At 72.1% G+C, this 17,504-nt stretch carries 16 protein-coding genes; 7 read left to right on the top strand and 9 right to left on the bottom strand.

All coding sequences use genetic code 11. The annotated features are described in order from the left end of the window. The first annotated feature begins 92 nt into the window (after window positions 1-92). Entirely contained in the window at window positions 93-617 is a 525-nt protein-coding gene (locus tag ACIQ7D_RS22095) for an aldo/keto reductase (protein ID WP_403940024.1), read from the top strand. Here the strand turns inward: ACIQ7D_RS22095 and ACIQ7D_RS22090 are convergent. Continuing rightward, the gene (locus ACIQ7D_RS22090; RefSeq protein WP_403940023.1) at window positions 528-1,019 is read right to left on the bottom strand and encodes an FBP domain-containing protein; all 492 of its coding nucleotides are present in this window, start codon (window positions 1,017-1,019) and stop codon (window positions 528-530) included. The two genes, ACIQ7D_RS22095 and ACIQ7D_RS22090, sit on opposite strands and share 90 nt — an antisense overlap. Before the next feature lie 71 nt (window positions 1,020-1,090). Between ACIQ7D_RS22090 and ACIQ7D_RS22085 the strand changes: the two genes are divergently transcribed. Both ACIQ7D_RS22085 and ACIQ7D_RS22080 read left to right on the top strand, forming a co-directional pair. Further along, window positions 1,091-1,672 (top strand): TetR/AcrR family transcriptional regulator, encoded by a 582-nt coding sequence (locus tag ACIQ7D_RS22085; RefSeq protein ID WP_403940021.1) that lies wholly within the window; start codon window positions 1,091-1,093, stop codon window positions 1,670-1,672. Between the two features lie 74 nt (window positions 1,673-1,746). Beyond that, window positions 1,747-2,934, top strand: coding sequence for a GDSL-type esterase/lipase family protein (locus ACIQ7D_RS22080; RefSeq protein WP_403940019.1), 1,188 nt, complete (start codon window positions 1,747-1,749; stop codon window positions 2,932-2,934). On the opposite strand, the gene ACIQ7D_RS22075 is transcribed toward ACIQ7D_RS22080, so the two are convergent. From ACIQ7D_RS22075 to ACIQ7D_RS22050, 6 genes are all read right to left on the bottom strand, one after another. Then, window positions 2,931-3,323 (bottom strand): DUF4440 domain-containing protein, encoded by a 393-nt coding sequence (locus ACIQ7D_RS22075; protein WP_403940017.1) that lies wholly within the window; start codon window positions 3,321-3,323, stop codon window positions 2,931-2,933. The genes ACIQ7D_RS22080 and ACIQ7D_RS22075 overlap by 4 nt on opposite strands. Next, complete coding sequence (locus ACIQ7D_RS22070) at window positions 3,316-3,864, bottom strand: DUF1697 domain-containing protein (RefSeq protein WP_403940014.1); 549 nt, start codon at window positions 3,862-3,864, stop codon at window positions 3,316-3,318. The genes ACIQ7D_RS22075 and ACIQ7D_RS22070 overlap by 8 nt, the downstream gene beginning before the upstream one ends. Before the next feature lie 67 nt (window positions 3,865-3,931). After that, on the bottom strand, window positions 3,932-5,242 hold the full coding sequence (gene mgt, locus ACIQ7D_RS22065) for a macrolide-inactivating glycosyltransferase (protein ID WP_403940012.1): 1,311 nt from the start codon (window positions 5,240-5,242) through the stop codon (window positions 3,932-3,934). After that, complete coding sequence (locus ACIQ7D_RS22060; protein WP_403940010.1) at window positions 5,151-6,566, bottom strand: ABC transporter substrate-binding protein; 1,416 nt, start codon at window positions 6,564-6,566, stop codon at window positions 5,151-5,153. Before ACIQ7D_RS22060 ends, mgt begins: the two co-directional genes overlap by 92 nt. Beyond that, window positions 6,566-7,405 carry a carbohydrate ABC transporter permease gene (locus tag ACIQ7D_RS22055; protein ID WP_403940008.1) on the bottom strand — a complete coding sequence of 280 codons (840 nt, stop codon included), beginning with the start codon at window positions 7,403-7,405 and terminating at the stop codon, window positions 6,566-6,568. Before ACIQ7D_RS22055 ends, ACIQ7D_RS22060 begins: the two co-directional genes overlap by 1 nt. Then, window positions 7,402-8,361 (bottom strand): carbohydrate ABC transporter permease, encoded by a 960-nt coding sequence (locus tag ACIQ7D_RS22050; protein ID WP_403940006.1) that lies wholly within the window; start codon window positions 8,359-8,361, stop codon window positions 7,402-7,404. The genes ACIQ7D_RS22055 and ACIQ7D_RS22050 overlap by 4 nt, the downstream gene beginning before the upstream one ends. 172 nt (window positions 8,362-8,533) lie before the next feature. Here ACIQ7D_RS22050 and ACIQ7D_RS22045 point away from each other — a divergent pair, with 172 nt between their 5' ends. Then, window positions 8,534-9,406 (top strand): phosphotransferase enzyme family protein, encoded by an 873-nt coding sequence (locus ACIQ7D_RS22045; RefSeq protein WP_403940038.1) that lies wholly within the window; start codon window positions 8,534-8,536, stop codon window positions 9,404-9,406. 79 nt (window positions 9,407-9,485) lie between these two features. Here ACIQ7D_RS22045 and ACIQ7D_RS22040 read toward each other — a convergent pair whose 3' ends face one another. Both ACIQ7D_RS22040 and ACIQ7D_RS22035 read right to left on the bottom strand, forming a co-directional pair. Further along, a complete protein-coding gene (locus tag ACIQ7D_RS22040; protein WP_403940004.1) occupies window positions 9,486-10,193 on the bottom strand; it encodes a 3'-5' exonuclease in 708 nt (235 codons plus the stop codon). Between the two features lie 104 nt (window positions 10,194-10,297). Next, complete coding sequence (locus ACIQ7D_RS22035; protein WP_403940002.1) at window positions 10,298-11,530, bottom strand: SAV2148 family HEPN domain-containing protein; 1,233 nt, start codon at window positions 11,528-11,530, stop codon at window positions 10,298-10,300. A gap of 377 nt (window positions 11,531-11,907) precedes the next feature. On the opposite strand from ACIQ7D_RS22035, the gene glgX reads away from it, so the two are divergent. The 3 genes from glgX to treY all read left to right on the top strand — a co-directional run bounded on the left by glgX (window position 11,908) and on the right by treY (window position 17,405). Next, on the top strand, window positions 11,908-14,028 hold the full coding sequence (glgX, locus tag ACIQ7D_RS22030) for a glycogen debranching protein GlgX (RefSeq protein WP_403940000.1): 2,121 nt from the start codon (window positions 11,908-11,910) through the stop codon (window positions 14,026-14,028). 112 nt (window positions 14,029-14,140) lie between these two features. Next, window positions 14,141-14,974 (top strand): GNAT family N-acetyltransferase, encoded by an 834-nt coding sequence (locus ACIQ7D_RS22025; RefSeq protein ID WP_403939999.1) that lies wholly within the window; start codon window positions 14,141-14,143, stop codon window positions 14,972-14,974. Between the two features lie 88 nt (window positions 14,975-15,062). Beyond that, complete coding sequence (treY, locus tag ACIQ7D_RS22020; RefSeq protein ID WP_403939997.1) at window positions 15,063-17,405, top strand: malto-oligosyltrehalose synthase; 2,343 nt, start codon at window positions 15,063-15,065, stop codon at window positions 17,403-17,405. Window positions 17,406-17,504: the final 99 nt, after the last annotated feature.

Raw genomic sequence — 17,504 nt, 5'->3', positions numbered from 1 at the left:
CAACCCACCTCGCCCAGCCATCCCCGCCGTCACCCTCGTCCAACCCACCAAAACGGCCCCAACCCCACGGATGAAGTCCTAAAGCACCGGTATTGCGTCTAGGGGTCCTGGACGAGCTGCGGCGGGAGGGCAAGATCCGCTCCATCGGCCTGGACACCATCACCGCCGAGCAGCTTGAGCGGGCGCTCTCCGTGACCGGGATCGCCTCGGTGCAGAACCGCTTCCATCTCCTGGACCGCGCGTCGGCGGCGGTGCTGAAGCTGTGCGAGAGGCACGGGCTCGCGTTTCTGCCGTGGTTCCCGCTGGCCAACGGCGCGTTGACGGGTGCGGCGGCGTCGGCGCTCGACTCCGTGGCCGGGCGCCATGGCGCCACGCGCGGGCAGATCGCCCTGGCCTGGCTGCTGCACCGCTCCCCCGTGCTGTGCCCGACCCCGGGCACCGGTTCGCCCGCGCATCTCGACGAGAACCTGGGCGCCGCGGGGATCCGGCTGTCCGCCGAGGACATGCGCGGCCTGGACGCGCTCGGGTCAGGCGGTCACCTTGGCCAGGAACATGGCGACGTTCTCGGCGGTCCGCCGGATCCGCTCCTCCAGGGTGAGCGATTCGGGGAGCCGTGAGCCGATGCCCGCGTCCTTCTTTCCGCGGACATAGAGCGAGCAGGCGAGATCGCCGCACATGTACGTGCCCACCGAGTTGCCCTGCTGCCCGGCCTTGCCCGCCTTGGGCGCGACCATCAGACAGACGCCGCCGGTGTGCAGGGTCAGGCAGATCGAGCACATGCTGCGCCGTGTCTGCCAGGAGCCTGGGTGGGGTGAGCGCAGCGCCAGGGCGCGGGGGCGGCCGTCCAGCTCGGCGACGAGGTAGGCGCGGTCGGGCGCCTGCGGATCCCGCCAGCCCAGGTAGTCCAGGTCTGCCCAGGGCCGGTCGGCGAGGTCGCGCGGTACGGACAGGCGCTTGGCCTCGCCCTTGGTGCAGTTCACGAACGCGGTACGGATCTCTTGTTCGGTCAGCGGCTTCATATCCCGTAAGCTAATTTGCCTAAGCCTTATAGGCAAATACTTAATTGGTTCAGGCCGATGGAGGGATGGCGATGGCACGCGCAGGACTGACCACGGAACGTCTGGTCCGGGCCGGGGCGGAGCTGGCGGACGAGGCCGGCTTCGACCAGGTGACCCTCTCGGCGCTCGCCCGGCAGTTCGACGTCAAGGTCGCGAGCCTGTACTCGCACCTGAAGAACTCCCACGACCTCAAGACGGGGATCGCCCTGCTCGCCCTGGAGGAGCTGGCCGACCGGGGCGCCGCCGCCCTGGCCGGGCGGGCCGGTAAGGACGCCTTGACCGCCTTCGCCGACGTCTACCGCGACTACGCCAGGGAGCACCCCGGCCGCTACGCCGCCGCCCAGTTCCGGCTCGACCCGGAGGCCGCGGCGGCGAGCGCCGGGGGCCGGCACGCGCGGATGACCCGGGCGATCCTGCGCGGCTACGACCTGACGGAGCCGGACCAGACGCACGCCGTACGGATGCTGGGCAGCGTCTTCCACGGCTACGTCAGCCTGGAGCTGGCGGGCGGCTTCAGCCACAGCGCCCCCGACTCGCAGGAGTCGTGGTCCTGGACCCTCGACCGCCTCGACACCCTGCTGCGGAGCTGGTCCGCGCCTCCCGCCTCCTCATGACGTCTCCCGCGTATTCGTCCACCGGACATCCGGCCGCCGGGCCGCACCCGGCCCCCGACCGACAGGCTGAGACCATGAGCACCCGGACCCCCTGGATCACCACGCCCGTCACCGCGGACCTCCTGCGCGGCGCCCTCGAAGTGGAGCGCACCGAGCACGGCGTACTGCCGCACCGGCTGCCCGCCCGGGCCCGCGCGCAGTGCGCCGACCCGCAGCTCGCCCTGGCCGAGTCCCAGCCTTCCGGGGTACGGCTCGCCTTCCGTACCCGGGCCACCGTCCTGGAGCTGGACGCGCTGCCGACCAAGCGCGCCTATGCCGGCGTCCCGCGCCGCCCGGACGGCGTGTACGACCTGCTCGTCGACGGCCGGCTCACCGGCCAGGCCGGTGTCACCGGCGGCAACACCGTGACCCTCGACATGACCACCGGGTCGGCCAAGACCACGCCGGGGCCGGTCGGCACCCTCCGCTTCGGCGAGCTGCCCGAGGGCGTCAAGGACATCGAGATCTGGCTGCCGCACAACGAGACCACCGAACTCGTCGCCCTGCGCACCGACGCCCCCGTCGAGCCCGCGCCCGACCCGGGCCGCGCGGTGTGGCTGCACCACGGCAGTTCGATCAGCCACGGTTCCGACGCCGCGAGCCCCACCACCACCTGGCCGGCGCTGGCCGCCTCCCTCGCCGGGGTCGAGCTGATCAATCTGGGGCTGGGCGGCGGCGCCCTGCTCGACCCGTTCACCTCCCGCGTCCTGCGGGACACCCCCGCCGACCTGATCAGCGTCAAGATCGGCATCAACCTGGTCAACGCCGATCTGATGCGGCTGCGCGCCTTCGTCCCCGCCGTCCACGGCTTCCTCGACACCATCCGCGAGGGCCACCCCACCACCCCTCTGCTGGTCGTCTCGCCGATCCTCTGCCCGATCCACGAGGACACCCCAGGTCCCAGTGGACCGGACTTCGCCGCCCTTGGCACCGGGCGCCTGCGGTTCCTGGCGACAGGCGACCCCGCGGACCGCGCCCAGGGGAAGCTGACCCTGGGCGTCATCCGGGACGAGCTGACCCGCATCGTGGCGCGGCGGGCCGCCGAGGACCCGTATCTGCACCACCTCGACGGCCGCGCCCTCTACGGCGAGGCGGACGCCGCCGAACTGCCGCTGCCCGACGGCCTCCACCCGGACGCCGCCACCCACCGCCGCATGGGCCAACGCTTCGCCGGCCTGGCGTTCGCCGCCGGCGGCCCCTTCACGGCATCCGGGCGCAGCTAGGGCCTCTCGTTTGGATCTTGCTGGGCTCGCGGGTACGGCGTGCCCTGGTGGAAGTGGAGCAGCCAGGTGTCGCCGGTCAGCCGCCACAGTGAACTGCGGTGCGCCCGGCGGCCGTCCGTCTCGCTGTCGTAGGTGAGGTGCACCACGTCGGGGGCGAGCCGTACGCCCCGCATCTTGGAGGTGGTGATGGGCCGGGGCGCGGGCCCGCCGGGCTCGGTGAGCGCGGCGACGATCGCGGTACGGTCCCACTCCCGGCCCGAGGCGCCGAACTCCCGGAAGTCCGGGTGCAGCAGCTCCGCGAGCAGCGCCGGGGAGGCGCGGACGGCCGGGTCGAGGAGGCGCACTTCGGCGGCGATGGCCGCGGCGATCGCCGAGGTGCGGTCAGTCACGGGCCAGTTCCAGCAGTCTGACGACGGTGTTCCAGTTGCGGCTGGTGACCGTGACGCCCTTGAACAGGGCGGGCCTGCCGAGCGCGTCGCCGAGCTTGGAGCGGCCGAGCCCGTCGGGGGCGTACAGGTACAGGGCCCGGTCGCCGAGCCGGAACTCCTCCGGGAGGTAGGCGGCCGGGTCGAGCGACGCGAACCGTTCGGGGTCCAGCCGCTCGGAGACGCAGAGGAGATGGAGCTGTCTGCCCTCCAGCGTGGCGGCCGGGAAGGGGCAGGCGTCGGCCACGGCCCGCAGGTACGCGGCGCCGCGCACCAGGCAGTCGACGGTGAAGCCGAAGCGCTCCTCGATGGCGCGCTCCAGCTCGGTGGCGAGGGCCTTCTCGTCGCCGGACGCGCTCGTGAAGACGGCGTTGCCGCTCTGGAGATACGTACGGACCTGTCCGTGGCCGAGTCCGGTGAGCAGCGCCCGGAGGTCCGCCATGGGCACCTTCCGGTGGCCGCCGACATTGATTCCGCGCAGGAGCGCCACGTAGGTCGTGATCATGTGCCCACGATAGGGCGGGGCCGTGCCCGGGGCACCCGGCGTGCGCCGGGCACGCATCCCCGCGCGGTCACCGCTCCGTGCCCGGGGTGAGCGCGGCCTCGACGAGGTCCGCGGCCCGGCGGGTGCCGCCCTCCGCGGCCATCCCGGCCTGGATCGCGGCGAGTCCGCGGGCCACCTCGGGGTCGGCGGCCAGGGTCAGGACCGCCTCGCGCAGCGCCTCGGGGGTGGCCTCGGCCGTGTCGATCCGGCGCGCGACGCCCAGGGCGGCCAGCATGTCGGCGTTGCCGAACTGGTCGACGGCCTGTGGTACGGCGACCATCGGGGTGGCCGTGGCCAGGCCCTCCTGGCTGCCGCCCGCGCCGGCGTGGGTGATGAACGCGTCGGCCTGCCGGAGCACGGAGAGCTGGGGCACCCAGTCCCGTACCTCGATGTTGGCCGGGATCTCCCCCAGCTCCGACACAGCGACGTTCTTGCCGATCTGGAGCACGACATGCCACCCGGGCAGTTCGCCGAAGGCCGCGACGCACGCCCGGTAGAACGCGGGCTGCTTGGTGAAGGCCGAACCGAGCGAGACGAGCAGCACCTTCTCCGCCCCGGCGGGCCGCCGCCACTCCCCCTGGTCGGCGCGGTCGCCCTGGCAGGCGCCGACGAAGACGAAGACGGACTCGTCCACGTCGTCGGCCCGGTGCTGGAGGACCTTGGGGATCAGGACGAGGGAGCGGCCCGGTTCGGCGGAGAGCCGGTCGGGGTCGGTGTGGTCCATGCGCTGGTCGACGAGCCACTGGGCGAACCGTGCCCGGTACGCCCTGCCGCGCTCCGACGTCTCCAGTTCCGCGAGCATCGGCTCCGCGACCTCTTCCCGGTAGCCGTTCCAGGCGACCATGTGCGTGGAGATCTGGAAGAACGGCACGCCCCAGCGGTGGGCGAGGACGGGCGCCGGGTAGGAGGTGGTGTCGCCGAGGACGAGGTCGGGGCGGTCGTCCTCGAAGGCGGCGGCGAGTTGCGGCAGTGCCTGGATCGCGTCGTCGAGGAAGGGTTCCAGGTTGTCGATGAGCTCCGTGCCCCATGCCTCGGGGTCGTCGTCCGGGGTGGGCAGGACGGAGGTGTAGATCACCGGGTGGGCGCCGGTCGCCGCGACCTTCTCGGCGAAGATCGCGGGGATCGCGTAGCTGACGCGGTGGCCCCGGTCGACGAGTTCCCTGATGACGTCGAGGCTCGGGTTCACATGGCCGTGGGCGGCGATGGAGAACATGGCGATGTGGGCGGGCTTGGCTGCGGTCATGACCTCAAGGTAAGCGAGACGAGACGTCTCGTGCAATGTATTTCCCGGAAGCCCCGACCTTCTGCCGCTGATAGCGGGCCAGGACCCGATTACCATCTCTGACCAGGCGCTTCTCCAGTTGCTTCCGGTCGATCGCGCCGCTGTAGTACTCCTGGAGCGCGGGGGTCGCCACCTTGTCCTTCCACTCCGGGTAGCCCCGTACGGACTGGGCGGGGGCCGGGCGCAGCCCGCCGGCGAGCGCCGCGCCCGTCGCCCAGCCGTGCTCGGCGGTGTGCAGGGACGGGTCCGCGAGGGCCGTCGTGCCGGTGGGCAGCATCCAGTCGCCCTTGGCGAGGCGCACCATGTTCGCGGGGCGCAGCAGGAAGTCGAGGAAGCGCGCGGCCTCCTTCTTGTGCGGGCTGTCCTGGGCGATGGAGAGGGTCTGCGGACTGACGCCCTGCGCGGACCCGGGGGCTCCGGCGGACCCTGGAGCTCCGGCGGAACCTGGGGCCCCGTCGCCGTCCCCGGCGGGGGCGGGCAGGACGGTCCACTCGAAGCCCTCCGGTGCCTGCTGGATGATCTGCCGGCGGTACGAGAACCCGAGCGGGACCATCGCGTACCGGCCGCCGAACAGGCCGGGCAGGGTGTCGGAGCCGCCCATGCCGAGGGTGGCGCCGGACGCGCTCCCGTCCGCGGTGACCTGCCGCCGGATCGTGTCGGGGACCACGGCGTCGTCCTCGGTGAACCGGATCGTCACCTTCCCGTCCGCGCCCCGGTGGAAGAGCCGGCCGCCGGTGGAGAGGCCGAGGTTGAGTGTCGCGGAGACGGGATCCTTGAGCGGCCAGGCGACCGCGTACCTCTTCTTGTCCTTCCCCTGCCGCATGAACGCGGTCAGCTCACCGCTGATCCGCCGGAACTCCGGCCAGCTCCAGGGCCGCTCCGCGGTGGGCATCCGGACCCCTGACGCCTCCAGGATCTTCCGGTCGGCGATCAGGACACGGGGCTCCTGGAGGAACGGCACGCCGTAAACGCCGTCCCCGAAGGTGGCGGTGTCCCAACTGCGTTGCGGAATGTCCCGGGTGAGCCGGTCGGAGAGCAGGGGACGCAGGTCGGCGAGGTGGCCGCCGTAGGCGAAGTCCGCGAGATCGTCGGCGGCGTCATGGATGAGGTCGGGTGCCTCGCCGCCCTCGAAGGAGGTGAGGAGCTGGTCGTGGACGCTGTCCCAGCTTCCCTGGACGTACTCGACCCTGATGCCGGGATGGGCCGCGTTCCACTCCTCGACCAGCTCCTCGGTGGCGCGGACCGACTCGTCCTGCCAGGCCAGGGACTGGAAGCGCAGGGTGATCCGGCCGTCCCGCGCGCCGCCGTCGCCGCCGGCGCAGCCGCCGAGCAGCAGGGCGAGGACGGCGGCGACCGCCGCGAGGGCCGTCGGCCGGCGCATCAGCTCTTCACCGCCCCGGCCAGCATCCCGCCGGTGATCCGGCGCTGGATGAGGGCGAAGACAAGGAGCGAGGGCAGGGTCGCGAGGAACGCGGCGGCGGCGAGCGGCCCGAGGTCCGCGACACCCTCCGCCCCGACGAAGTGGGTGAGCACCACCGGCAGGGTCTGTTTCCCGGGCGACTTGAGCAGGACGAGCGCGAAGAAGAACTCGTTCCACGCGCTGATGAAAGCGAAGAGCGCCGTGGCGACGATGCCGGGCGCGAGCAACGGCGCGGTGACGGAGACGAGGGTACGGATCCGGCCCGCGCCGTCCACGGCCGCGGCCTCCTCCAGCTCGGTGGGCAGGGCGCGGACGTACCCGGTGAGCATCCAGAGCGCGAACGGCAGCGACCACACCACGTACACCAGGACCAGCCCGCCCAGGGAGTCGACCAGCCGCAGGTTCTTGAGGACGAGGAAGAGCGGGATGATCACCAGGACGAACGGGAACGCCTGGCTGACCACCACCCAGCCGGTGGCCGCCGCCGCGAGCCTGCCGCGCCGGCGGGCCATCACATAGGCCATCGGGGTCGCGACGAGGACGGCGATCAGCGCGGCGGCGAGGGCGGCCGTCAGACTGTTGGCCGCCGCCCGCAGCAGCGGCTGCTCGTCGAACGCCTGGCGGAAGTTGTCGAGCGTCGGGTGGTGCGGGATCCAGGTCGGGTGGAGGCTGCCCAGCTCCCGGGCGGGTTTGAAGGCCGTGGAGATCAGCCAGAGGAACGGGAAGGCGAGAAAGGCGAGGTAGCACAGGAGCGCGGTGTACTGTCCGGCGCGCACGGTGCCGCTGACGCGCGGGCTCATGCCTCCGCCCCCTTCGTGAGCCGGCCGACGAGACGCAGTGCGAGGAGTACGGAGACCACGGCGACCATCACGCATCCCATCGCGGCGGCGTAGCCGAACTGTCCGTAGCGGAACGCCTCCTCGTACGCGAAGAGCATCGGCAGCCGGGTGCGGCCGCCGGGTCCGCCGCTGGTCAGCACGTAGACCAGCGCGAACGAGTTGAAGCTCCAGATGAGGTTGAGCGCGGTGATGGCGAGGGCGACCGGCCGCAGCGCGGGCCAGGTGACGGTGCGGAAGCGGCACCAGGCGCCCGCGCCGTCGAGCGCGGCGGCCTCGTGCAGTTCGCGCGGGGTGTTCTGGAGGCCGGCCAGCAGGGCCACGGTGGTCTGCGGCAGGCCCGCCCAGACACCGACGACGATCACCGCGGGCAGCGCGGTGGACAGACCGGTCAGCCAGTCCCGTCCCTCGCCCAGGCCCAGATCGCGCAGCGTCTCGTTGAGGACCCCGGCGTCGGAGTGGTAGACGAGCCGCCACATGACGGCGACGACGACCTCGGGCATGGCCCAGGGGATGATCGCCAGGGCCCGGGCCAGCCAGCGCAGTCGCAGCTCCTCGTTGAGCAGCAGGGCGAGGCCGAGGCCGAGCGCGAACTGCGGCACGGTCACCCCGACCGCCCAGAGCAGGCCGATGCCGAAGGAGTCCCAGAAGAGCGTGTCGTGCAGCAGGTCCTGGAAGTTCAGGGTGCCGATCCACGCGGTGGGTTCGGTACGGCCGGACTGCGCGTCGGTGAAGGCGAGCGCGACACCGTAGAGCAGCGGGCCGACGCTCAGCACCAGGATCGGCAGCAGCGCCGGCAGCACCAGGAACCAGGCGCCGTGGTCCAGCGGTTTCCGGGGGCGGCCCGTACGGCCGGTGCCGGAGCGGTCCTCGCCGGTCCGCTCCCCCGCTGGCCGCTTCGTCGCGGTGGCCGATGTCACGGATACGACTCCTTCGGGTGGGGCTGTCAGGGGCCGTCCTGTCCGTCCTCGTCATCGTGGGGACGCCCCCTCGGTACGTCAAGCACGCACACACGGGCGGATGCGAGACTTCGCGGTGGAACAGGACGCGGTGGAACGCGCCGAGATACGACCGGAAGTAAGTGAGCCGACGATGGACGAGGCGCGGGCGCGGGAGATCCTGGCCGCGACGGGGCTGCCGCACGACGCGGAGCTGCTGGCCCTGGGCGAGAACGCGGTGTTCGGGACGGCCGGGCTGGTCGTCAAGGTCGGCAGGGACGCACGGGACCACCCGGAGCTGCTGGAGCGCGCCCGGCGCGAGGTCGCCCTCGCGTCCTGGCTCGCGGAGTCCGGGGTGCCGGCCGTACGGGCCGCCGAAACCGAGGCACGGTCCGTGGACGGTCATCCGGTGACGCTCTGGCACCGGCTGCCCGAGGCCGTACGCCCGGCGGAACCCGCCGATCTGGCCGCGCTGCTGCGGCTCGTCCACGCGCTGCCCTCCCCCGATCCCGCCGTACTGACCCTTCCCCGCCGTGAACTGCTCGGCGGTGTGGAGCGCTGGCTGCGGATCGCGGGCGACACGATCGACCCCGCCGACGCCGACTACCTGCGCGGGCGCAGGGACGGCTTCGCCGAGGCCGCCGCCACACTCACCCCGCACCTTCCCGCGGGACCGATCCACGGCGACGCGCTGCCGCGCAATGTCCATGTCGGCCCGCGAGGACCGGTACTGGTCGATCTGGAGACCTTCTCCTCGGACTTCCGCGAACACGACCTGGTGGTCATGGCGCTGTCCCGGGACCGGTACGGGCTGGCCCCCGAGGCGTACGACACCTTCACCGCCGGCTACGGCTGGGACGTCCGCGCCTGGTCCGGCTGCCCGGTGCTGCGCGGCGCCCGCGAGACGGCCAGTTGCGCCTGGGTGGCGCAGCACGCCCCGGCCAACCCGAAGGCGCTCGCCGAGTTCCGGCGCCGGGTCGCCTCCCTGCGCGACGACGACCCCGAGGTCCGCTGGTACCCCTTCTGACCGGACGCCCCGCCCGTACGGGATCGCGGGACCGGCGGACCACCGGCTCACGGCGGTACGGATCCGCGCGGCCCCGGGGTCAGGGCGCCGTCGTCACCGCCGGCTCGCGCAGCGGCCAGACCGCGTCGACCACCGCGTCGGTGTTCCCCTTCTCGCGCAGGAAGCGCTGGAAGTCCACCGCCCACTCCGCGTACCAGGCGATCTGACGCTCGTGCAGCTCCGGCGGGGTCAGCGCGGCCACCGAGGCGTGCCGCTCGGCTATCGCGGTGGCCACCCGGGCCGCCGCCAGCGCGTCCGCGCCCGCGTCGTGGGCCGCGTCCAGCACCACGCCGTACTCCCCGCAGACGGCCTCCAGATTGCGCTTGCCCCTGCGGTACTTGTCGACGGCCCGGTCGATCGTGTACGGGTCGATCACCGGGCCGACCGGATCGAGCCGCGGCAGCCCGTGGCGCCGCAGCTCCGCGGCGAGCAGCGTCAGGTCGAACGGCGCGTTGTACGCCACGACCGGTACCCCGCGTGCCCAGTAGCCGCGCAGGACCTCCGCGATCTCGCCCGCCACCTCGGGCGCGGGGCGCCCCTCCGAGGCCGCGCGCTCGCTGCTGATGCCGTGCACCGCGGACGCCTGGGCGGGGATCCGGATGCCCGGGTCCGCGAGCCAGCTCCGCTCCCGTATCACCTCGCCGCCCCGGACCTCGACGACCGCCGCCGTCACGATCCGGGCCTCCAGCGGATCCGTACCGGTGGTCTCCAGGTCGAAGCCGACCAGTGGTTCCCCGTGCCAAGTCATCGTGTGGCCCTCCTTCGTGGTGCGGTGGCTCTTCCCCCGCTTCCCCCCGTCGGATCTCCCCGCCGGACCTTCACCCTGCCACGGGCCACTGACAACGCCCCGGTTCAGGAGACCGGCCGGGAGTCGGTCCAGACCGACTCGAACTCCTCGCGGTAGGTCTGGAAGAGCCCGTGCTCCGTGTCCTGCCCCGCGCGGACGACCTCACGCCCGCCGCCCCGCAGCACGAGGACCGGGGCCTCCATGCCGCGTGCCCGGCGCAGGTACGACTGGACGACGGCCAGGCCGTCGGGGCCGTCGCCGTCCACGAGGTAGGCGGTGAAGCGCGGTGTCTCGTCGAAGACATGGATCTCGAAGGCGCCCGGGTCGCGCAGCTTGGAGCGCACCCGGCGCATGTGGAGGATGTTCATCTCCACCGAACGACTCAGTTCCCCCTTGCGCAGCCCCAGCTCGCGCTCGCGGCGCTTGACCGCGCTGCTCGCCGGGTTGAGGAAGACCAGCCGGGTCCGGCAGCCGGACTCGGCGAGCCGGATGAGCCGGCGTCCGGAGAAGTTCTGGACGAGGAGGTTGAGGCCGATACCGATGGCGTCGAGCCGCCGGGCCCCGCCGAACAGGTCCTCCGCGGGGAGCTGGCGCTGGAGTCTGACCCGGTCGGAGTGGACGGAGACGACATCGCCGTACCGGTCGCCGACCAGGTCCTCCACCGCGTCGACGCGCAGCCGCTGCGAGGAGGGTATGCCGCTGCCGCCGCCGAGGATCTCCAGCAGCCTGGCGGAGGCCCGTTCCGCCTGGGCGAGGACCGTCTCGGACAGGGCCCGGTTGCGGGAGACGACATTGCGCGCGACCTCCAGCTCGTCGAGGGCCAGCTCCACGTCGCGGCGGTCGTCGAAGTACGGCTCGAAGCAGGGCCAGTGCTGCACCATCAACTCCCTGAGCTGCGGAAGCGTGAGGAAGCTCAGCACGTTGTCGTCGGCCGGGTCGAGGAGGTAGCCCTTGCGCCGGGACACCTCCCGTACCGCGACGGCGCGCTGCACCCACTCCTGCCCGGCGGGCCCGGCGGCGGCGACCACCCACTCCTCGCCGTGCACGGGCTCGTAGATGGGCCGCAGGACCGCGGCGACGACCGCGCGCAGCCGCTGCTCCACCAGATTCAGCCAGATGTAGGCCCGCCCGGCCCGCTGTGCGCGCGTACGGACCTCGTTCCAGGCGTCCGCGCCCCAGTCCAGTTCCGCCCCGATCTCCATCGGTCGCGCGAGGGAGACCACTCCGGGCGGGATGTCGCCGGATTCCCCCGCATGACCTGCGTCACCTGGGGGCAGCTCCAGCCCTCCCGAGCTCACCCGCGCACCGCCTTCTTCTCCCTTTTCAACGATCAAGGAAGGGTACTCCGCCGACCGGACCAGGTGCAGCAGGATGCACAGGCTCCTTTCTCAACTCCCTTGTTAGTGAGGCTTGTTCCTGGTGGTGAATTCGGCCGGAGTGGTATGATTCATCACGTTTCGGACCGATCTTCACCGCGCGCCCGGCGGGGCGGGAGAAGCCCGGTGGGGCCACTGAGCACCATGACCGGTCCGGGCGACGGCGCGGTGCACCAGGTTGACCCTCGGGGCGAGAAGCGCCGAGAACGCCGCGGGTTCCTAGGTGGTTGCCCTACTTTCGGGGAAGATCTGGCTCAACAGCCCGCTCCACCCGGATCAGAAATGGAAGAGTCCTCCCTATGCAGGTCTGGCCGGGACAGACATATCCCCTCGGCGCCACCTACGACGGCGCCGGTACGAACTTCGCGGTCTACTCCGAGGTCGCGCACCGGATCGAGTTGTGCCTGTTGCACGACGACGGATCAGAAACGGCGGTGGAGCTCCGCGAGACCGACGCCTTTGTGCGCCACGCATATCTGCCCGGCATCATGCCTGGTCAGCGCTATGGATTCCGGGTCCACGGGCCGTACGAGCCGGAGCGCGGCCACCGCTGCAACTCCGCCAAGTTACTTCTCGACCCGTACGCGCGTGCGATCAGCGGCTCCGTCGAGTGGGGTGAGTCGGTGTACGGCTACCACTTCGGCAAGCCGGACTCGCGCAACGACATGGACTCCGCCCCCCACACGATGTCCTCGGTCGTCGTCAATCCGTACTTCGACTGGGGCGACGACCGGCGCCCGCGCACCGACTACCACCGCACCGTGCTCTACGAGGCCCATGTGAAGGGCCTCACGATGCTCCATCCGGCGCTCCCGGAGGAGCTGCGCGGTACGTACGCCGGGCTCGCCCATCCGGCGGTGATCGAGCACCTGACCGAGCTGGGGGTCACGGCGCTGGAGCTGATGCCGGTGCACCAGTTCGTCAACGACCACCGGCTGGCGGACGCCGGGCTCGCCAATTACTGGGGGTACAACACCATCGGCTTCTTCGCCCCGCACAACGCCTACGCGTCGTGGGGCGACCGGGGAGAACAGGTCCTGGAGTTCAAGCAGGCGGTACGGGCGCTGCACCAGGCCGGGATCGAGGTCATCCTCGACGTCGTCTACAACCACACGGCCGAGGGCAGCCACCTGGGCCCGACGCTCTCCTTCCGCGGCCTGGACAACGCGCAGTACTACCGGCTCTCCGAGGACCAGCGCTACTACACGGACACGACGGGGACCGGGAACTCGCTGCTGATGCGCAGCCCGCACGTGCTCCAGCTCATCATGGACTCGCTGCGGTACTGGGTGACCGAGATGCACGTGGACGGCTTCCGCTTCGACCTCGCGGCGACCCTGGCCCGCCAGTTCCACGAGGTGGACCGGCTGTCGTCGTTCTTCGACCTCGTCCAGCAGGACCCGGTGGTCAGCCAGGTGAAGCTGATCGCCGAGCCGTGGGACGTGGGCGAGGGCGGCTATCAGGTGGGGAACTTCCCGCCGCTGTGGACCGAGTGGAACGGGAAGTACCGCGACACCGTACGGGACCTGTGGCGCGGCGAACCCAGGACCCTCGCCGAGTTCGCGTCCCGGCTGACTGGTTCGTCCGACCTGTACCAGGACGACGGGCGCCGTCCGCTGGCCTCCATCAACTTCACCACCTGCCACGACGGCTTCACCCTGCACGATCTCGTCTCGTACAACGACAAGCACAACGAGGCCAACGGCGAGTCCAACCGGGATGGCGAGAGCCACAACCGGTCCTGGAACTGCGGGGTGGAGGGCGAGAGCGACGATCTGGAGATCGTGGAGCTGCGCAACCGCCAGATGCGCAACTTCATCGCGACGCTGATGCTCTCGCAGGGCGTGCCGATGCTCAGCCACGGCGACGAGTTCGCCCGGACGCAGGGCGGCAACAACAACGCGTACTGCCAGGACAACGAGGTCTCCTGGGTCCGCTGGCCGGAGCCGGGGGCGGAGACCGACCGGACGATGCTGGCCTTCACCCAGGCGATGGTGTGGCTGCGCCGGGACCATCCGGTCTTCCGGCGCAGGCGCTTCTTCCACGGACGTCCGGTGGAGGGCACGCACGACGACCTGTCGGACATCTCCTGGTTCACCCCCGAGGGGGAGCAGATGACCCAGCAGGACTGGCAGGCGGCGCACGCCAAGGCGATGACGGTCTTCCTCAACGGCCACGCGATCTCGGAGCCGGGGCCGCGCGGGGAGCGGATCTCGGACGACTCGTTCCTGCTGATGTTCAACGCGAGCGCGGACGAGCTGGAGTTCCGGGTGCCGGTGAACCACGGACGTCAGTGGCAGGTCATGGTGGACACGGCCCGCCCGGAGGGCGTGGTGCGCGGACAGGGCGAGAAGGTCGACGGCGGCGAACGGCTCAAGATGATCGGCCGCAGCATGACGGTGCTGATGCGCCCGGCGTAGGGCCCGGCGACCGGCCGGCTCGAAGGCCGACGGGCCGTAGGGGGGCGGACGGCGGCGCGGCAGGCCGGGAAATCCGGTTGCCGGGCCGCCCTGCCGGTGATCCAGTGCCCGAATGGACAAGGAAACCGTACTGAAGGCGTTCGACCGGGACATGCGACGGCACGCGGGGGCCGACGGTTCGCGCGCGTCGCCGGAGCGATCCGGGAACGTGGTGCGCCGCAGCGGCGGCCCGCACGACTGGAACGGGGTCCTCTGGTCGGACCTGGACGAGAGTTCGGCCGCGGCGGCGATCGCGGAGCAGGTGGCGCACTTCACCGCGCTCGGCCTGGAGTTCGAGTGGAAGCTCTACGGCCATGACGCCCCCGCCGGTCTCGGGAGGCTGCTGCTCGCGGCCGGATTCGTCACCGAGCCCACGGAGGCGCTCATGGTCGCCGAGGTCAAGGATCTGCTCGGCGACGCCGAGCCACCGGAGGGCGTCCGGCTGGTCCCTGTCACCGACGCGGCCGGTGTCGCCCTCATGGCGGACGGGCACGATCAGGCTTTCGGCACGGACAGCGGCCGGCTGAGTCAGCAGCTCCTTGCCCAGCTCACCGAGTTCCCCGACACGGTCCGCGCGGTCGTCGCCATGGCGGGCGAGGTGCCGGTGAGCGCGGCGCGGCTGGAACTGCCGCCCGGCAAGCGGTTCGCCGGTCTGTGGGGCGGCGGCACCAGGGAGGAGTGGCGCGGCAGGGGCATCTACCGCGCGCTCGTCACCTACCGGGCCCGGATCGCCGCCGACCGCGGCTACCCCTACCTCCAGGTGGACGCGACGGACATGAGCCGTCCCATTCTGGAGCGCCTGGGCTTCACGGTCCTGAGCACGACCACCCCGTACGTTCACACGCCGGAGGCCCCAGGCTCTACGGTGGAGGCGGACCCGTCCGCCGCCCAGGCCGAAAGTCGGTGACTCCGAAGTCGTCGCCTCCGAAACCGCCGCCGTCGAATCCACTGATACCGATGAAACAGAAGTCGAGAAGCGGGGTACGTACGACCGTATGACGCCCACTGCGACCTACCGGCTCCAGCTCCAGCCGGAATTCCCGTTCTCGGCCGCCCGGCGCGCCGTGCCGTACCTCGCCGCCCTCGGGATCTCGCATCTGCACCTGTCGCCGGTGCTGGAGGCCGTACCGGGCTCCACGCACGGCTACGACGTGGTCGACCACTCCGCCGTACGGGCCGAACTGGGCGGCGAGGAGGGGCTGCGGGATCTCGCCGCCACCGCCCGCGAGCACGGCCTCGGAATCGTGCTGGACATCGTGCCCAACCACATGGCCGCGGTGCCCGTCCACAACCGCGCCCTGTGGGAGGTGCTGCGGGAGGGCCCCGAATCGCCGTACGCCCGCTGGTTCGACATCGACTGGGACGCGGGCGACGGCAAGGTGCTGCTGCCGGTGCTGCCGTCCCCGGTCGGGGACGAGCTGGCGGCCGGGGCGCTGCGTGTCGAGGACGGGATGCTCCACCACGGCGAGCAGCGCTTCCCGCTCGCGGCCGGGAGCGAGGAGCTTCCGCTGCCCGCGCTGCTCGACGCCCAGCACTACCGGCTCGCGTGGTGGCGGCTGGCCCGCACCGAGCTGAACTACCGCCGGTTCTTCACCATCCCGGAGCTGATCGGGGTACGGGTGGAGGACCCGGAGGTCTTCACCGCCACCCACGCCAAGATCGTCGAGCTGGTACGGGACGGCGTCGTCGAGGGGCTGCGCGTCGACCACCCGGACGGGCTCGCCGACCCGGAGGAGTATCTGCGCCGGCTGAACGAGGCGACCGGCGGCTGCTGGACGGTCGTGGAGAAGATCCTCGCCGACGACGAGGTGCTGCCCGCCGGGTGGGCCGTCGCCGGCACCACCGGCTACGACGCGCTGCGCCACATCGACGGGGTGTTCACGGACGGGGCGGGCGCGGAGGTCCTGGAGCGCCGCTACCGGGACGTCGCGGGCCCGGCGGGCGACCGGGGCGGCTACTGGAACGGTACGGCCCGGCGCGCGGCGTACAAGGTGGTCTTCCACGAACTGGCCGCCGAGACCGCCTTCCTGGTCCGTACGGCGCTGCGCGTCTGCGCCGCCGACCCCGCGCTGCGCGACCACGCGCCCTGGGCGCTGCGCACCGCGATCCGGGAGCTGCTGGTCCGGGTGCCGGTCTATCGCCCGTACACGACGGCGGGCGGGCCCTGCCCCGAGGCTGCGGAGGCGGCGGTCTCCGACGAGGCGGTCCGGCAGGCGAAGACGGCGTTCGCGGTGGAGCGGGAGGCGGCCGTCGTGGACGTGGTGCGGGAGCTGGCGCTCGGCCGGCTCGGCACCGGCGAGGACCAGAGGGTGTTCTGCGCCCGGTTCGCGCAGACCGCGTCCGCGCTGCGCGCCAAGTCGCTGGAGGACACGGCGTTCTACCGTTACGTACCGCTGATCTCGGCGAACGAGGTGGGCGGCGATCCGGGCAGCCCGGCGGTGAGCCCGGAGCGGTTCCACGCGTACTGCCTGCGCGTCGCGCGCGACTGGCCGTCCACCGGCACCGTACTGACCACGCACGACACCAAGCGCAGCGCGGACGTACGGGCCGGGATCGCGATCCTCGCCGAGTGCCCCGAGCGGTGGGACCAGTTGCTGGAGCAGGTGGCCGGGGTCGCCGCGCCGGACCCGCAGGTGGCGTGGCAGGCGTGGCAGACGGCGGTGGGCTTCACGCCCGCTGTGGACGGGACCCCGCCGGACGGGGCGCGGATGGTGCCCGCGCTGCTGAAGTCCGTACGGGAGGCGGGGCTGCGGACGAGCTGGACGGAGCCGGACCCGCTGTACGAACAGGCGGTGGCGGCGTTCGTCGAGGCGGGCCCGGCGGGTCCGGCGCGGCGTACGGTCACGGCGTTCAACCGTGCGCTGGCCCCGTACGTACGGGCCGCCGCGCTGGGCGCGACGCTGGTGCACCTCACGATGCCGGGGGTGCCCGACCTCTACCAGGGCACGGAGCGCGAGTATCCGGCGCTGGTCGACCCGGACAACCGGCGGCCGTTCAGGACCGGACCGCCCGACGACCGTACGGTGGTCACGACGGCGGCGCTGCGGCTGCGCCGGGAGCGGCCCGAGGTCTTCGGCGAGTCCGGCACGTACACCCCGCTGCACGCGCTGGGTCCGGCCGCCGAGCACGCGCTGGCCTTCGTCCGCACCGGCGCCACGGTCACGGTGACGACGCGGCTTCCGTACGGCCTGGAGCGGGCGGGCGGCTGGCGCACGACGGAGCTGCCGCTGCCGCCGGGGCGGTGGCGGGATGTGCTGACGGGGCGTGAGGTCTCGGGGACGGCGCGGCTCGCGGAGCTGCTCGACACGTTCCCGGTGGCCCTGCTGACGACGGTATGAAGGCGGCGGGGGCCGCGGGTGAGCGCGGCGGGCTGAACGTGGCGGTGGCCCCGAGGGCCCGAAGGCCGGTTTGCCGGAAGTTCGGTCCACGGCGTTTAC

Origin of the sequence: Streptomyces sp. NPDC096310 (assembly GCF_044763125.1) — a bacterium.
Lineage (GTDB): Bacteria > Actinomycetota > Actinomycetes > Streptomycetales > Streptomycetaceae > Streptomyces.
This window is presented reverse-complemented; position numbering and strand designations above follow the sequence as displayed.

Bases quoted from the DNA above. Each gene is read 5' to 3' on its own strand.
- ACIQ7D_RS22025 (WP_403939999.1), top strand. From the start codon at position 14,141: ATGGACAAGGAAACCGTACTGAAGGCGTTCGACCGGGACATGCGACGG.
- ACIQ7D_RS22045 (WP_403940038.1), top strand. From the start codon at position 8,534: ATGGACGAGGCGCGGGCGCGGGAGATCCTGGCCGCGACGGGGCTGCCG.
- ACIQ7D_RS22080 (WP_403940019.1), top strand. From the start codon at position 1,747: ATGAGCACCCGGACCCCCTGGATCACCACGCCCGTCACCGCGGACCTC.
- treY (WP_403939997.1), top strand. From the start codon at position 15,063: ATGACGCCCACTGCGACCTACCGGCTCCAGCTCCAGCCGGAATTCCCG.
- mgt (WP_403940012.1), bottom strand. From the start codon at position 5,242: ATGGTAATCGGGTCCTGGCCCGCTATCAGCGGCAGAAGGTCGGGGCTT.
- glgX (WP_403940000.1), top strand. From the start codon at position 11,908: ATGCAGGTCTGGCCGGGACAGACATATCCCCTCGGCGCCACCTACGAC.
- ACIQ7D_RS22090 (WP_403940023.1), bottom strand. From the start codon at position 1,019: ATGAAGCCGCTGACCGAACAAGAGATCCGTACCGCGTTCGTGAACTGC.
- ACIQ7D_RS22085 (WP_403940021.1), top strand. From the start codon at position 1,091: ATGGCACGCGCAGGACTGACCACGGAACGTCTGGTCCGGGCCGGGGCG.
- ACIQ7D_RS22040 (WP_403940004.1), bottom strand. From the start codon at position 10,193: ATGACTTGGCACGGGGAACCACTGGTCGGCTTCGACCTGGAGACCACC.
- ACIQ7D_RS22055 (WP_403940008.1), bottom strand. From the start codon at position 7,405: ATGAGCCCGCGCGTCAGCGGCACCGTGCGCGCCGGACAGTACACCGCG.
- ACIQ7D_RS22070 (WP_403940014.1), bottom strand. From the start codon at position 3,864: ATGATCACGACCTACGTGGCGCTCCTGCGCGGAATCAATGTCGGCGGC.
- ACIQ7D_RS22060 (WP_403940010.1), bottom strand. From the start codon at position 6,566: ATGCGCCGGCCGACGGCCCTCGCGGCGGTCGCCGCCGTCCTCGCCCTG.